This is a genomic window from Kosakonia radicincitans DSM 16656 (assembly GCF_000280495.2).
Lineage (GTDB): Bacteria > Pseudomonadota > Gammaproteobacteria > Enterobacterales > Enterobacteriaceae > Kosakonia > Kosakonia radicincitans.
The window spans coordinates 1,645,646-1,660,136 of sequence record NZ_CP018016.1 but is presented as its reverse complement, the minus strand read 5'-3'; the positions used below and the strand labels follow the sequence as shown (position 1 = coordinate 1,660,136).

The following is a 14,491-nucleotide window of genomic DNA, read 5'->3' as shown; positions in this document are numbered from 1 at the left end:
GCGCGGCAGGATTAACCTTCGTTATGCATCTCTAAGCTTTCCACTTCGTTCTGACGCTGCACCGCTTTGGCATCGTCATTGCGCAGCGAGTCGAGATAATCAAGGTACTGCTGATCAACATCCCTGGTGACATACACACCGTTGAATACCGAGCATTCAAACTGCTGGATATCCGGGTTTTCAGAGCGTACCGCCTCGATAAGATCGTTGAGATCCTGGAAAATCAGGCCGTCAGCGCCGATGATCTGGCGGATTTCATCCACTTCGCGCCCGTGAGCGATCAGCTCATTGGCCGTCGGCATATCGATACCGTAAACGTTCGGGAAGCGAATCTCCGGCGCAGCAGAAACGAGGTACACTTTTTTCGCCCCGGCTTCGCGAGCCATCTCGATAATCTGCTCGGAAGTGGTGCCGCGCACAATGGAATCATCCACCAGCAGCACGTTTTTATCGCGGAACTCGGCACGGTTTGCGTTCAGCTTACGGCGTACGGATTTACGACGCAGTTGCTGGCCCGGCATGATAAAGGTACGACCGACATAGCGGTTTTTCACAAAGCCCTGGCGGTACGGTTTACCAAGGATACGCGCAATTTCCAGCGCGATATCGCAGGACGTTTCCGGGATAGGAATGACCACGTCGATATCCAGATCTTCCCACTCGCGCGCGATTTTCTCGCCAAGCTTAGTGCCCATATTGACGCGGGCGCTGTAGACGGAAATTTTGTCGATGAAGGAGTCCGGGCGCGCGAAATAAACGTATTCGAACAGGCACGGGTTGCTGACCGGGTTATCCGCACACTGACGGCTGAACAACTGGCCTTTTTCGGTGATATACACCGCTTCGCCCGGCGCGACATCACGCAGGAATTCGAAGCCCAGCGTATCCAGCGCCACGCTTTCAGACGCCACCATATATTCAGTGCGGCCATCGCCGATTTCGCGTTTACCCAGCACCAGCGGGCGGATGCCATTCGGATCGCGGAAAGCGACCATACCGTGGCCGATAATCATCGCCACGCAGGCATAAGCACCGCGGATCTGGCGGTTAGTTCCGGCAATAGCGGCAAAAATGTTATCCGCTTCCAGCGGATAGTGGCGGAAGTTATCCAGCTCGCTGGCAAACACATTGAGCAGGATTTCAGAATCAGAAGTGGTGTTAATGTGGCGGCGCTTCTCTTCGAACAGCTTTTTACGCAGCTCATGCGCATTGGTCAGATTGCCGTTGTGCGCCAGCGTGATGCCGTAAGGGGAGTTAACGTAAAACGGCTGCGCTTCAGATGCGCTGGAACTACCAGCGGTAGGATAACGTACGTGACCAATCCCCATATTGCCTTGCAGGCGCTGCATATGGCGGGCCTCGAATACATCATTCACCAGACCGTTCGCCTTACGCAGACGGAAACAGTTGTTTTCGTCGATGGTGATGATGCCTGCGGCATCCTGCCCACGGTGCTGAAGCACCGACAACGCGTCATAAATCGACTGGTTTACCGGCATAAAACCGGCGATACCGACAATACCGCACATACGTCTTTTCCTCGTTAAGCCACATCTCAGGGCCTATGCCCTGGGCAAGAAACTCGACGAACTTTGCAGATAGTCAAAGAACCATCTGATGATGAAGCTGAATTGTGGGATAAGCTGCGACTTCTGCCAGTCTTCACTTTTCGACAGCCCGGTAAAGGTATCGAGAAAGAACAGAATGGCGGCGACGATCAGTACGCCGCGTAGCGCGCCAAAACAGATCCCCAGTACTCTGTCTGTACCCGACAGGCCAGTCTTCTCGACCAGCGCACCGATCACATAGTTAACGATAGCACCGACAATCAGCGTCGCGATGAACAGTACTGCGATGGCTATCCCATTGCGCACCAGTTCGTCTTCAAAGCCCGTGAACCAGACAGACAGGTAAGTGTAGTAATGACTGGCGACAAAGAAAGCACAGCCCCATGTCACCAGCGATAACGCTTCACGAACAAAGCCGCGGATCAGGCTTACCAGACAAGAAAAACCAATCACCGCAATGATGGCGTAATCAATCCAGACCATATGTGTCCCACGATTTTACGCCCTGTCGTCCAGTTCGGGGCGCATTCTAACAGAAAAAGAAAACGTTTGCGTAGGGATTTCCTTCCCGCGCGGAAATAAAAATGGCGCTGAAAAAATATTCAACGCCACGGTTCCGGTTGCCTGTAGTCAGGGCTTTATTTCCCCTCATCCCTGCCCGCTTTGCCGTACAGAGAGGGATGAGAAGTGGCGCCGTTTTTTCTCTTCAGCCGTTAGTTCGGCGTATAACCCATCACCACGCCGCTCAGCCCGGAGAGCTGTTTCAACTCCTCCAGTGAGCCTTTCAGCTTATCGCGCGACGCATCCGGCCCCACCAGAATACGAGTGATTTTACCCTGAACCGGCGTCGTCGGCGACGTGTAAACGCGATAACCTGCGCCACGTAATTTACCAACGATTTCATTCACTTTATCCGCATTCTTCAGCGCGCCAAGCTGCACCACATATGCTTTACCGGTTGGCACCGTTTTGTCGTCCTGCGCTTTCGCAGGCGGCGCTGACGTTTCGTTTGCCACAGCAAGCTGCTCGCTGGCTTTATCACGCGTTGCGGGCGGCGCGGTTTGTTGCTGCGCCTGCGGTTTTGGCTGCGGTTTAGGTTTCGGTTGTTCAACCGGCGTGCTGGTGACTTCCGGTTGCGGAGCGCCGTTCGCCGCCAGCCTTGAAGCATCCAGCGACGGTGCTTCTGCATCGCCAGCGCGCACCTCTTCCGCTGCGCCTTCCGGCGGCTGCGCCGGAAGCGCCTGCGTTGCAGCTGGCATCATGTCCGGCTCATCGCGATCGCCAGGTTTCGGCACCAGCGGGATCGCGGCAAACTCATCCTGATAATGTTTTTTCTGCCCGTCGAGCAGCCCGGGAAGAATAATCACCCCGAGCGCAACCAGCACAATGGTACCCATCAAACGGTTCTGAAACTTACTTGCCACCGGTTCTCCCCGCGTCCATCGCTTCCATGACATGAGCCACCGTGTGGAACGATCCACACACCAGAACAGTATCGTTGGCGTCAGCATCGGCCATCGCCGCCTGCCAGGCCTGCGCAACATCCGGCCACGCCCGGCCAGAATTCAGATGCTCCAGCAGTTGTTCTGCAGTTGCACCGCGCGGCCCTTCCAGTGGGGCACAATACCAGCTATCGACCACCGGCTCCAGACAGGCAAGCGTCCCGGCGATGTCTTTGTCATGCAACATGCCAATCACCGCCAGTACGCGCCCCTTCTTCGGTAACGTGGCAAGACGGCTGGCAAGGTAACCAGCAGCGTGAGGATTGTGGGCAACATCGAGGATCAGACGCGGCGACTCGCTGACAATCTGGAAACGTCCCGGCAAAATAGCACCGGCAATGCCGTCGCGGATCGCCTGCTCGCTGACCGTAAGCTTACTGGCGCGCAGCGCAGCCAGCGCGGTTGCCGCATTTGGCTGCGGTACCTGCGGCAACGGCAGATTGGTAAGCTCGCCCTGAGCATCGCGAAAACGCCAGCCCTGCGCGTTAACGTCATAATCCCAGTCAACGTCCCGGGGCAGCAGATGCGCCCCCTTCTCCTGCGCCACCTCGGCAATAGACTGCGGCATATCCGGTTCGCCGACCACAGCCGGTTTACCACCGCGGAAGACGCCCGCTTTTTCGCGGCCAATGCTTTCACGATCCGGGCCGAGCCAGTCGGTGTGATCCAGCGCAATGCTGGTGACCACAGCGACATCCGCATCCACCATATTAGTGGCATCCAGGCGGCCGCCCAGCCCCACTTCAAGGATCACTACGTCGAGTTGCGCCTGCTTAAACAACCACAGCGCCGACAAAGTGCCATACTCAAAATAGCTCAGTGAAATATCGCCACGAACGGCTTCAATCTCTGCAAAAGAGCGGGTATGTTCGCTTTCAGCCAACTCTTCGCCCTGGATGCGTACGCGTTCGGTATAGCGCACCAGGTGCGGTGAACTGTAGACGCCAACCCGATAGCCCGCCGCCAGCAGAATCGACTCCAGCGTACGGCAAGTGGTGCCTTTGCCATTGGTTCCGGCGACGGTAAAGACAAACGGTGCGGGGCGGAGCACATCAAGGCGCGCCGCCACCTGGCTTACGCGCTCAAGACCCAGATCGATGGTTTTACTGTGCAGGTTTTCCAGATAAGAAAGCCACGCGGCCAGGGGCGACGTGGCTTGCGGAATGCGTTTAATGTCCATGATGCCCGTTGATAATGTACGGTTTGAAAAGCAAAAGGGCAGCGCCTGGTGGCCCTGCCCTTCGGTATTATCAGGCTTCGCCTTCCTGACCGGCCGGTGACGGAGCCGCCGTGCCAACATGCGACTCATCCGGATCCGGCGCCGGTAGATTCATCAGTTTCGCCAGAATACGCGCCAGCTTCAAACGCAATTCCGGACGGCGGATAATCATGTCAATCGCGCCTTTTTCGATCAGGAACTCACTGCGCTGGAAGCCCGGCGGCAGTTTCTCACGCACGGTCTGCTCGATAACGCGCGGGCCGGCAAAGCCGATTAGCGCTTTCGGTTCGGCGATGTTCAGATCGCCCAGCATCGCAAAGCTTGCGGAAACACCGCCCATGGTCGGATCGGTCAGCACGGAGATATACGGCAGACCGCGCTCCTGCATTTTCGCCAGCGCAGCGGAAGTTTTCGCCATCTGCATCAGCGACATCAGCGCTTCCTGCATACGCGCGCCGCCGGAAGCGGAGAAGCAGATCAGCGGGCAGTTGTCTTCCAGCGCCTGCTCGACGGCACGCACAAAGCGCGCGCCAACAACGGAACCCATAGAACCGCCCATAAAGGCGAACTCAAATGCCGCAGCCACAACTGGCATACCGTGCAGCGTGCCTTTCATTACCACCAGCGCGTCTTTCTCGCCGGTCTCTTTCTGGGCTGTCGCCAGACGGTCTTTGTATTTTTTTGAATCGCGGAACTTGAGCACATCTTTCGGCTCAAGCTCGCTACCCAGTTCTACCAGCGACCCTTCATCCAGCAGGCTATGCAGGCGATTACGCGCTGACATCCGCATATGGTGATCGCATTTCGGGCAGACCTCAAGGTTACGCTCCAGCTCGGCGCGGTACAGCACCTGGCCGCAGCTATCGCATTTTGTCCACACCCCTTCAGGGATACTTGCCTTGCGGGTGGGGGTGATGTTGCTCTTAATTCTTTCAATCCAGCTCATTGATAACCTTTATACATGAACCTGGTAGCCCATAAATGGTGCACATTAAAACATAACAGTTCGCAACTTGGGATAAAAAAGTGGTCGAACCGCCATTGCGCCCTTATTTTATCTGCTTTGCCGCAGCGCGTCGGTGACGAATAATCTCAATCACACCGGGAAGTATAGACACCACGATGATTGCCACAATCAACAGCTTAAGATTTTCCTGAACCATCGGCAGGGTGCCAAAGAAATACCCGGCGTAAGTAAACAGCAGTACCCATAACAGCGCGCCCGCTACGTTGAAAAGGGCGAAGTGGCGATACGACATATGCCCCATCCCGGCGACGAACGGTGCAAATGTCCGCACAATCGGTACAAAGCGCGCCAGAATGATCGTTTTGCCGCCATGCCGTTCATAAAACTGATGGGTTTTATCAAGATAGCTGCGACGGAAAATCTTTGAATCCGGATTACTGAATAATCGATCGCCAAAGAGTCGTCCGATGGTGTAGTTCACCGCATCACCGGCAATTGCGGCAATAAGCATCAGTACAACCATCAGATGTACATTCAGATCGTTCGTGCCGAGAGAGGCCAGCGCACCGGCGACAAACAGCAGCGAATCCCCCGGCAGGAAAGGCGTGACCACCAGCCCGGTTTCGCAAAAAAGGATCACAAACAGAATCGCATAAACCCAGATGCCATACTGTGCCACCAGCTCCGCCAGATGCACATCGATATGCAGGATGAAATCAATAAGGAAGCGTATTAAGTCCATATTTACTTATGCCTTTTATGAATTGCGACTAGTCCGCCAGGAACAGCGGGCCCATTGGCGCAGCCGGAAGGTCGAAGCGCGCTGGATAATCCACCGCCACCAGATATAGCCCTTCCGCTTTCGCCGTTGCTGCCGCCAGCGTGCGATCCTTGACCGCCAGCAACTCTGCTATCCAGCTCTCCGGCTGGTTGTGGGCGCCTACTTCCATCAGGCTGCCGACAATATTCCTGACCATATGATGTACAAAGGCATTGGCTTTGATATCGACCACAATGTAATTGCCATAGCGACTGACGTTGATATGCATCACATTGCGCCACGGCGTGCGCGACTGGCACTGCACCGCGCGAAACGAGGTAAAATCATTTTCGCCTAGCAGGCACTGCGCGGCGCGATGCATCCGCCCGGCATCCAGCGGCTGGTGATAGTGCGTAACACCGTGGCCTAACACCGCCGGTCGTAAACGATGGTTGTAAATAATGTAGCGGTAGCGGCGAGCCGTAGCGCTGAAACGAGCATGAAAATCATCGGCAACAGTTTTTACCCAGCGCACCGCGATGTCACCAGGCAAATTCGCATTTACCCCTAACGTCCAGGCGGCATCTTTGCGCAGCGCAGTCGTTTCGAAATGCACTACCTGCCCTGTCGCATGAACACCAGCGTCAGTTCTCCCGGCGCAGAACACATTAATTGGCTCATTGGCAACCTGCGAGAGGGCTTTTTCCAGCTTCTCCTGCACACTGCGCACTTCTTGCTGACGCTGCCAGCCGTAATACTTGCTGCCGTCATACTCAATACCCAGCGCAATTTTGTAGACTGGCGCTTTGACTTCGTCCTGCATCAGTACAGATACTCCTGCACCAGTTTCTCGGCGGTTTTAACCGCCATCAGCGCGCCACCGAAGCGAACGTTGTCGGCCACCGACCAGAACTGGATCTGCTCCGGCATGCCGTAATCATTACGGATGCAGCCCACAGAAAGATGCGTCTGACCGGAAGCATCGCCCACCTGGGTAGGAAATTCATTTTCTTCAGACAGCACAATTTCGTCGAAACGGGCAAACGCATCGCGCGCTTCTTCGGCAGCCAGCGGACGCAGCGCTTCAAAACTGACCATTTGCGCATGGCCGTAAAATACCGGCGACTGTACGCAGTTCGCGGAGATCATCAGACCGTCATCCTGCAAAATTTTGCGCATCTGATCGATAATCACCCGCTCTTCACGCACGCTACCTTCGCTATCCGGCAGCAGTGGCAGCATGTTGAACGCAAGCTGGCGGCCAAAATAGTCATCTTCATCAATCGGGATGCCATTCAGCAGCTTGGCACTCTGCCCTGCCAACGCATCAACCGCCTGTTTACCGCTGCGTGAAACAGACAACATGCTGGTGACAGCGACGCGCGAAAAACCGCCTTCATCGATCAGCGGTTTAATACTGGCCAACAGTTGACTGGTCAGGCTGTCTGGCACGGCAATAATATTGCGGTTGCGGTAATCCGCGAGCACAAAGGGATTAACGTCCGGCATGACCAGCGGCACATCCGGCTCTAGCGCAAACAGACCGCTGGTATCGATCACCAGGCAACCCGCGTTGGTGGCCTCTTCAATCCAGGTCGCAGATGCCTGCGCACCGGCGACGAAAAACGCCAGTTGCGCCTGCGTCCAGTCAAAACTGGCAACGTCTTCAACGCGCACGGTTTTACCCGCGAAGCGCAAGTTTTCGCCCGCGCTCTCTTCTCTGGCCAGAGCGTACAATTCGCCTACCGGGAACTGACGTTCCTCCAGCGTTTCAAGCAAGGCTTCTCCGACAGCGCCAGTTGCGCCAAGAACGGCAATATTCCAGCCTTCAGACATGGTGATTTACTCCAGGAAATAAAGCGTCCCTGCGGCATTTTTCCGCAGGGAGCATTAAGAAGACATTAACGGGCCGGGGTGTGCGTGGCGTTAAAACCCAGTTGCTGCAACAGTGCGGCAGCACTGGCATCATCGCACTGCACATACAGTGATGACCATTCGCGACGCTCAAGATAGTTTTTACGTAACTTATCAAATTCACCCGGCGTGCCTGCCACTTTTCGCAGCAACGCATCGTCACGGCGCACATCATACACCAAATGAACCAGCCTTTTTAGCGTTGACTGATCGAGAGGGCCGTGCAGTGTTATGCGGCCAAACTCCGGCGCAGGCAGTAAGGTATCGAGCGCTATTTGCGTACGCTTACCGATAAATTCACTATAGGCTTCAAAGACTTGTGTTGTGCCGCGTGCTTTACCTTCAAGGGTATATCCAGCGATATGCGCGGTGCCAATGTCAATGCGTTGCAGCAACTCCACGTTGAGATCAGGTTCCGGCTCCCAGACGTCCAGCACCACATGTAGCGCCTGTCCCGCCTGCAAACTCTGCAGCAGCGCCGCATTATCCACCACCGGGCCCCGGCAGGCATTAATCAGAATAGTGCCAGGCTTCAGACGCGCCAGCAGAGCATCATCCGCCAGGTGCAGCGTTTTATACGGTCCGTCTTTAAACAGCGGCGTATGGAAGGTCAGCACATCCGCTTCACGCACCAGCTCATCAAGCGAGCGGAAATCACCGTCATCACCACGATCGGCGCGCGGCGGATCGCATAGCAGCGTGCGGATCCCCAGCGCTTCGAGGCGCTTCTGTAAGCGCCCGCCCACATTGCCCACACCGACAATCCCGACGGTACGATCTTTGAGAGCAAAACCTTCGCGCTCTGCCAGCATTAACAGCGAAGAGAAAACATACTCTACGACCGCAATGGCGTTGCAGCCTGGCGCTGCGGAAAAGCCAATCCCCGCTTGCTGCAAATACCCTTCATCAACATGGTCAGTTCCCGCGGTTGCCGTACCGACAAATTTGATCCCCGTCCCCTGTAATAATGCCTCGTTGACTTTCGTCACGGAGCGTACCATTAACGCATCAGCATCGGCCAGTTCCGCAAGCGGGATTGGACGACCGGGAACCGCTTTCACTTCACCCAGACGGCTAAAAAGATCGCGGGCATAAGGCATATTTTCATCAACAAGGATTTTCACGCTACAGTACCTGTTTGAGAACGGGAGTTGAGCGCGCAAGTGTGCCATAATCTCGCCGCCAGGCATACCTGCAATGCCGACCACCGCCATGCGAGAGTGAGAGGAAATCCATGATGCAACCCATTCAGGGGACGCCCGCGCGCCCTCCCGGGCAAGAGCCGACACAAGCCGCGAATAATGCTGGCGAACAGCCCTTATCCACCCTGCAACGTACCGTGCTGGAGCGACTGGTTATTCGCTTGATCGCGTTAACGCAGCAGCAAAGCGCAGAAGTATGGGCTGGCATGAAACACGATTTAGGGCTGAAGAATGACGCCCCGCTGCTCTCGCGTCACTTTCCGGCTGCTGAGCAGAACCTCAACCAGCGCGTGGAAACTGCAACGCAGAACCACACCACCCGCCAGGTGGTTTCACAACTGACGGAACTGTTAGGCCAGGGGAATAATCGCCAGGCGGTGAGCGATTTTATTCGCCAGCAGTTTGGTCAGACAGCGCTCAGCCAGTTGACGCCTCAGCAGTTAAAAACCGTGCTGACCATGTTGCAGAATAACCAGATCACTATCCCACAGCCGCAGCAACGCCCGGCCACTGAGCGTCCGCTGCTGCCTGCCGAGCACAACTCGCTGAACCAGGCGGTCACGAAACTGGCGGCTGCAACAGGCGAATCAGGTAAATTGATCTGGCAGTCAATGATGGAGCTTTCCGGCGTCAAAACCGGTGAGCTGATCCCGGCGAAACATTTCGCGCCGCTGATGACATGGCTACAGGCGCGCCAGACGTTAAGCACGCACAACGCGCCCACGCTGCACACTATCCAGACCGCCCTGAAACAGCCGCTGGATGATATGGAAATGCGCACGATTACCGAGTATGCCCAGCAAACATGGCAAGCCACGCCGCAGACGATCCTGACGACGGCGCAGGTTCAGGACATTCTTAATCATGTCTTTTTACGCCGCACAGAACGTGCGACAGGCACCTTTGAGGTTCGCGATATTCAGCCCATTTACAGCCCGTTTGTCGCCCCCATTGTCGAAACAATAAAATCGATTTCCACGCGCCCGGGATTCTTTTTTATCGCCCTGCTTATCGCATTAGCGCTTTTCTGGCTGGTGAGTTAAAAAATTCCCCTCCATCTGGAGGGGAATTTATCGTCAAATATTCTCGCCGTTGTGTTTGATAACGTCCTGATACCACCAGAACGATTTTTTACGGCTGCGCGCCAGCGTGCCATTACCCTCGTTATCTTTATCAACGTAGATTAAGCCGTAGCGTTTTTTCATTTCGCCAGTGCCCGCAGAGACCAGATCAATACAGCCCCACGGCGTATAACCCATTAAATCGACGCCATCTTCCACCACCGCTTTTTTCATTTCGCGGATATGGTTGTGCATATATTCAATGCGGTACTGATCGTTCACTACGCCGTCGCTTTCAGGCTGATCAATCGCCCCAAAACCGTTTTCCACAACAAACAGCGGCAACTGGTAGAGATCGTAGAAATAGTTCAGAGAGTAGCGCAGGCCAACCGGATCTATTTGCCAGCCCCAGTCGGAGGCTTTCACGTACGGGTTTTTCACCAGGCTTTTCGTCTCGTCGTAATCGAGGTGCGGATTGTTTTCCTGGGCTTTGGTGACAAACGACATGTAATAACTAAAGCCAATATAGTCAACGCGTCCGCGCGTCAGGATCTGCAAATCCTCTTCGGTGATATCGAGTTTGAACTGGCGGCGAGCAAAATAATTGAGCAGATGCTGCGGGTAATAACCGCGTACGTGAACATCGGTAAACCAGTAGCGCCGGTGCATCGCAGCGACCGACATCATCATATCATCCGGCGCGCAGGTGAGCGGATAAATCGGGCACATGGCGATCATGCAGCCGATTTTAAAATCCGGGTTAATTTTATGCCCGGCTTCCACCGCCAGCGCGCTGGCTACTAATTCATAGTGGGCAGCCTGATACATGATCACTTCGCGATCTTCACCCGCTTTATATTTCACGCCAGAGTTGGTGAAGGGCGCAAAATCTTCGTGATAGTTGGCCTGGTTGTTAATTTCGTTGAAGGTCATCCAGTATTTCACCTTGCTGCGGTAGCGGGTGAAAACGGCACTGGCAAAACGGACAAAAAAGTCGATCAGTTTGCGATTACGCCAGCCGCCATATTCGGTGACAAGGTGATAAGGCATTTCGAAATGGGAAAGGGTAATAACGGGTTCAATATTGTATTTCAGGCATTCATCAAAAAGATCATCGTAGAATTGTAACCCGGCTTCATTCGGCTCCAGTTCATCACCCTGAGGAAAAATACGCGTCCAGGCAATGGAGGTGCGAAAACATTTAAACCCCATTTCGGCAAACAGTTTGATATCGTCTTTATAACGGTGATAAAAATCGATGGCTTCATGGTTAGGGTAATTTTTGCCAGGCAGCACGCCGTCGGTAATTTCACGCGGTACACCATGCGCCCCGGCGGTCATGACATCGGCAACGCTGATCCCCTTGCCTTCTTCCTGCCATCCGCCTTCCAGTTGATGCGCCGCCACCGCGCCGCCCCATAAGAAATCCGCTTTAAACCCAGCCATTGTTTTCTCCTTTCGCGTAGTGATGGCAAAAGAATAAACAAGCCCGCAGTGAGATGACATCACCACGGGCTCATTCTGTGAAACCGGTTGCAAAGAGATTTTATAGTGCGATCATTTCCGCGCGCCGAAGGCAACCAGGGTGATCACAATACCGGTAATGGCGGCAATTGCTCCCGCGAGAAAAACCGACGGGTATCCCGCAGACGTTGCCAGCAGCCCGGTTAACGGGCCGCTAAACGCGTAAGAGATATCCTGAAATGCCGCATAGCCGCCAAGCGCCGTACCACGCACCTGCGGTGGCGCGCGCTTGACGACTTCAACGCCCAGCGACGGAAAGATAAGCGAGCAGCCACTACCGGTCAGAGCCGCGCCCAGCAATGCCATCCACGCGCCATGCGCCTGCCATAACAGCAGCAGGCCAATGGTTTCAATGACCAGCGAAACAATCGCCACCCGCACACCACCAAAACGGTCCGGCATCCAGCCAAACAAAATGCGCATCAGCACAAATGCGCCGCCGAAAGCCGTCAGGGTAAAACCCGCCATTGACCAGCCCTGGCTGGCAAAGTAGAGCGAAACAAAGGTGCCGATCACCGCAAAGCCAACGCCCTGAAGCGCCAGCCCCAGCCCCGGTTGCCAGATAAGCCCGACCACGCTCCACAGTGAAGGACGATCGCCCGGATGCGCAGGCGTTTTGGGCACGCCGCCGTTAAATGCGAAGGCCAGTAGCGGCAATACCGTGGTGATCGCTGCCAGGGCGGCGAAACCAAAGTGGCTGTGGACCAGCAACCCAAGCGGCGCGCCGGCGGCCAGCGCACCGTAAATCGCCATTCCGTTCCATGACATCACTTTGCCGGAACGCGCGGGGCCAACCAGCCCCATTCCCCAGGTGAGCGTGCCGGTAAGAAGCTGGCTTTCACCGAAACCGAGGATCAGGCGCCCCAGAATCAGCAGCGCAAATTTGGCAGCGGGCGCAACCGGCAACAGCGCCGCCAGCAGCCATGCTGCTCCGGCCAGAGCACAGGCGATCATGCCCTGTATCACCGAACGTTTCGCGCCATATTGATCGGCAAGACGGCCGGCATAGCCGCGTGTTAAGACGGTAGCCAGAAACTGAATACCAACGGCAATTCCCACCATGGTATTACCGTAGCCCAACTCATTGTGGACAAACAGCGGGATCACCGGTAGCGGCAGGCCAACGGTCAGATAGGTCAGAAACACCGCAAAGGCGATACGAAACAGCGACATATTCGCTGACGAGGTTTTAACAGATTGAACATCTACAGACATGCATTACTCCATAACGCAGAGTAAGGCGGGATTTGGAAGTACCACGCCCCCTCCACCTGAGTGCCAGGATTAAGGTGCGTTGGTTAACGTTAAACGCTTACGCATTATCATGTTGATAATGTTGCGGCGAGGAGTTTGCCTGCCGCAACGGCAGCTTGTCAATGCATAAAAAAAGAGAGCCAGTGGCTCTCTTTTTCTGCTTGCCGACAAACTTATTTCAGTTTGCGCATCACCAGCGTGGCGTTAGTACCGCCAAAACCGAAGCTGTTGGACATGACCGTTGTCAGCGAGGCTTCCATCGGTTTTGTCACAATATTCAGGCCAGCAGCCTGCTCGTCCAGCTCTTCCACGTTAATGCTCGGCGCGATAAAGCCGTGTTCCAGCATCAGCAGCGAGTAGATCGCTTCCTGTACGCCCGCAGCGCCCAGAGAGTGACCGGTCATCGCTTTGGTTGCGGAGATAGCCGGGCTATTGTCGCCGAACACTTCGCGAATAGCGCCCAGTTCTTTCACGTCGCCAACCGGCGTGGAAGTACCGTGGGAGTTCAGGTAGTCGATCGGTGTATCAACGTCTTGCATTGCCATCTTCATGCAACGCACTGCGCCTTCGCCTGACGGCGCTACCATGTCCGCACCATCAGAGGTCGCGCCGTAGCCAACGATCTCTGCATAGATGTGCGCGCCACGCGCCAGTGCATGTTCCAGCTCTTCAACAACAACCATACCGCCGCCACCCGCGATAACGAAACCGTCACGGTGTTTGTCATAGGTACGGGAAGCTTTTTCTGGCGTTTCGTTGTACTTGGTGGACAACGCGCCCATCGCGTCAAATTCACAGGCCATTTCCCAGCACAGCTCTTCGCCGCCGCCAGCAAAAACGATGTCCTGTTTACCCAGTTGAATCTGTTCTACCGCGTTACCGATGCAGTGCGCGGAAGTAGCGCAAGCAGAACTGATAGAGTAGTTAACACCGTGGATTTTAAATGGTGTTGCGAGGCAAGCGGACACCGCAGATGCCATCGCTTTGGTCACCACATAAGGACCCACAGCTTTCAGACCACGCGGGCTACGCATCGCATCAGCGCCGAAAACCTGAGATTTAGAAGAACCGCCAGAACCTGCAATCAGGCCCACGCGCGGGTTGTTCTGGTAAACCTCGTCTTTCAGGCCAGCATCTTCGATCGCCTGCTGCATGGAAAGATAGGAATAGATAGAGGCATCGTTCATGAAACGAACCACTTTACGGTCGATCAAACCAGTGGTGTCCAGTTTAACGTTACCCCATACGTGGCTGCGCATGCCGGAATCTTTAAATTCCTGAGAGAATGTGATCCCTGAGCGTCCTTCACGCAGAGATGCCAGGACTTCCTGCTGGTTATTACCAATGCTGGAAACGATGCCCAGGCCAGTAATCACTGCACGTTTCATTCAATACCCCTAAGTCGCACTAATTAAGTTTCGTGTCGCAAGATAGCGTACACTTGTACGCCGAACAAGTCCGATCAGACATTTTCTGTGGAAATTTGCGCCTTTCTTTGTCCCTCGTTAAGATCGTGACAC

Annotated in this window: 13 protein-coding genes; 1 reads left to right on the top strand and 12 read right to left on the bottom strand. The window is 55.0% G+C overall.

Annotation, left to right across the window (positions count from 1 at the left end; all coding sequences use genetic code 11):
- Positions 1 to 11 precede the first annotated feature (11 nt).
- The 9 genes from purF to pdxB all read right to left on the bottom strand — a co-directional run bounded on the left by purF (position 12) and on the right by pdxB (position 9,054).
- Positions 12 to 1,529, bottom strand: coding sequence for an amidophosphoribosyltransferase (gene purF / locus Y71_RS08190; RefSeq protein WP_007371057.1), 1,518 nt, complete (start codon positions 1,527 to 1,529; stop codon positions 12 to 14).
- A 33-nt stretch (positions 1,530 to 1,562) separates the two neighbouring features.
- The gene (gene cvpA, locus Y71_RS08185; RefSeq protein WP_007371056.1) at positions 1,563 to 2,051 is read right to left on the bottom strand and encodes a colicin V production protein; all 489 of its coding nucleotides are present in this window, start codon (positions 2,049 to 2,051) and stop codon (positions 1,563 to 1,565) included.
- A gap of 230 nt (positions 2,052 to 2,281) precedes the next feature.
- Positions 2,282 to 2,992 carry a cell division protein DedD gene (gene dedD, locus Y71_RS08180; protein ID WP_007371055.1) on the bottom strand — a complete coding sequence of 237 codons (711 nt, stop codon included), beginning with the start codon at positions 2,990 to 2,992 and terminating at the stop codon, positions 2,282 to 2,284.
- On the bottom strand, positions 2,982 to 4,250 hold the full coding sequence (folC, locus tag Y71_RS08175) for a bifunctional tetrahydrofolate synthase/dihydrofolate synthase (RefSeq protein ID WP_007371054.1): 1,269 nt from the start codon (positions 4,248 to 4,250) through the stop codon (positions 2,982 to 2,984). The genes dedD and folC overlap by 11 nt, the downstream gene beginning before the upstream one ends.
- Positions 4,251 to 4,320: 70 nt before the next feature.
- Entirely contained in the window at positions 4,321 to 5,235 is a 915-nt protein-coding gene (accD, locus tag Y71_RS08170; protein ID WP_007371053.1) for an acetyl-CoA carboxylase, carboxyltransferase subunit beta, read from the bottom strand.
- Between the two features lie 103 nt (positions 5,236 to 5,338).
- Positions 5,339 to 5,998, bottom strand: a complete 660-nt coding sequence (locus Y71_RS08165; RefSeq protein ID WP_007371052.1) for a DedA family protein — start codon at positions 5,996 to 5,998, stop codon at positions 5,339 to 5,341.
- 28 nt (positions 5,999 to 6,026) lie between these two features.
- Entirely contained in the window at positions 6,027 to 6,839 is an 813-nt protein-coding gene (gene truA / locus Y71_RS08160) for a tRNA pseudouridine(38-40) synthase TruA (RefSeq protein WP_007371051.1), read from the bottom strand.
- On the bottom strand, positions 6,839 to 7,852 hold the full coding sequence (locus Y71_RS08155) for an aspartate-semialdehyde dehydrogenase (protein WP_007371050.1): 1,014 nt from the start codon (positions 7,850 to 7,852) through the stop codon (positions 6,839 to 6,841). Before Y71_RS08155 ends, truA begins: the two co-directional genes overlap by 1 nt.
- A gap of 65 nt (positions 7,853 to 7,917) precedes the next feature.
- Entirely contained in the window at positions 7,918 to 9,054 is a 1,137-nt protein-coding gene (pdxB, locus tag Y71_RS08150; RefSeq protein WP_007371049.1) for a 4-phosphoerythronate dehydrogenase PdxB, read from the bottom strand.
- 113 nt (positions 9,055 to 9,167) lie between these two features.
- Between pdxB and flk the strand changes: the two genes are divergently transcribed.
- On the top strand, positions 9,168 to 10,175 hold the full coding sequence (flk, locus tag Y71_RS08145; RefSeq protein ID WP_007371048.1) for a flagella biosynthesis regulator Flk: 1,008 nt from the start codon (positions 9,168 to 9,170) through the stop codon (positions 10,173 to 10,175).
- 33 nt (positions 10,176 to 10,208) lie between these two features.
- Here the strand turns inward: flk and Y71_RS08140 are convergent, their stop codons facing one another.
- From Y71_RS08140 to fabB, 3 genes are all read right to left on the bottom strand, one after another.
- The gene (locus Y71_RS08140) at positions 10,209 to 11,639 is read right to left on the bottom strand and encodes a 6-phospho-beta-glucosidase (RefSeq protein WP_007371047.1); all 1,431 of its coding nucleotides are present in this window, start codon (positions 11,637 to 11,639) and stop codon (positions 10,209 to 10,211) included.
- 111 nt (positions 11,640 to 11,750) lie between these two features.
- The gene (locus tag Y71_RS08135; RefSeq protein WP_007371046.1) at positions 11,751 to 12,932 is read right to left on the bottom strand and encodes an MFS transporter; all 1,182 of its coding nucleotides are present in this window, start codon (positions 12,930 to 12,932) and stop codon (positions 11,751 to 11,753) included.
- 212 nt (positions 12,933 to 13,144) lie between these two features.
- Positions 13,145 to 14,359 (bottom strand): beta-ketoacyl-ACP synthase I, encoded by a 1,215-nt coding sequence (fabB, locus tag Y71_RS08130; RefSeq protein WP_007371045.1) that lies wholly within the window; start codon positions 14,357 to 14,359, stop codon positions 13,145 to 13,147.
- Positions 14,360 to 14,491: the final 132 nt, after the last annotated feature.

What these genes read in the sequence shown, in the direction of transcription:
- purF (WP_007371057.1), bottom strand. Translation starts at nt 1,529, where the DNA reads ATGTGCGGTATTGTCGGTATCGCCGGTTTTATGCCGGTAAACCAGTCG.
- cvpA (WP_007371056.1), bottom strand. Translation starts at nt 2,051, where the DNA reads ATGGTCTGGATTGATTACGCCATCATTGCGGTGATTGGTTTTTCTTGT.
- folC (WP_007371054.1), bottom strand. Translation starts at nt 4,250, where the DNA reads ATGGACATTAAACGCATTCCGCAAGCCACGTCGCCCCTGGCCGCGTGG.
- accD (WP_007371053.1), bottom strand. Translation starts at nt 5,235, where the DNA reads ATGAGCTGGATTGAAAGAATTAAGAGCAACATCACCCCCACCCGCAAG.
- Y71_RS08165 (WP_007371052.1), bottom strand. Translation starts at nt 5,998, where the DNA reads ATGGACTTAATACGCTTCCTTATTGATTTCATCCTGCATATCGATGTG.
- truA (WP_007371051.1), bottom strand. Translation starts at nt 6,839, where the DNA reads ATGCAGGACGAAGTCAAAGCGCCAGTCTACAAAATTGCGCTGGGTATT.
- Y71_RS08155 (WP_007371050.1), bottom strand. Translation starts at nt 7,852, where the DNA reads ATGTCTGAAGGCTGGAATATTGCCGTTCTTGGCGCAACTGGCGCTGTC.
- flk (WP_007371048.1), top strand. Translation starts at nt 9,168, where the DNA reads ATGCAACCCATTCAGGGGACGCCCGCGCGCCCTCCCGGGCAAGAGCCG.
- Y71_RS08140 (WP_007371047.1), bottom strand. Translation starts at nt 11,639, where the DNA reads ATGGCTGGGTTTAAAGCGGATTTCTTATGGGGCGGCGCGGTGGCGGCG.
- Y71_RS08135 (WP_007371046.1), bottom strand. Translation starts at nt 12,932, where the DNA reads ATGTCTGTAGATGTTCAATCTGTTAAAACCTCGTCAGCGAATATGTCG.
- fabB (WP_007371045.1), bottom strand. Translation starts at nt 14,359, where the DNA reads ATGAAACGTGCAGTGATTACTGGCCTGGGCATCGTTTCCAGCATTGGT.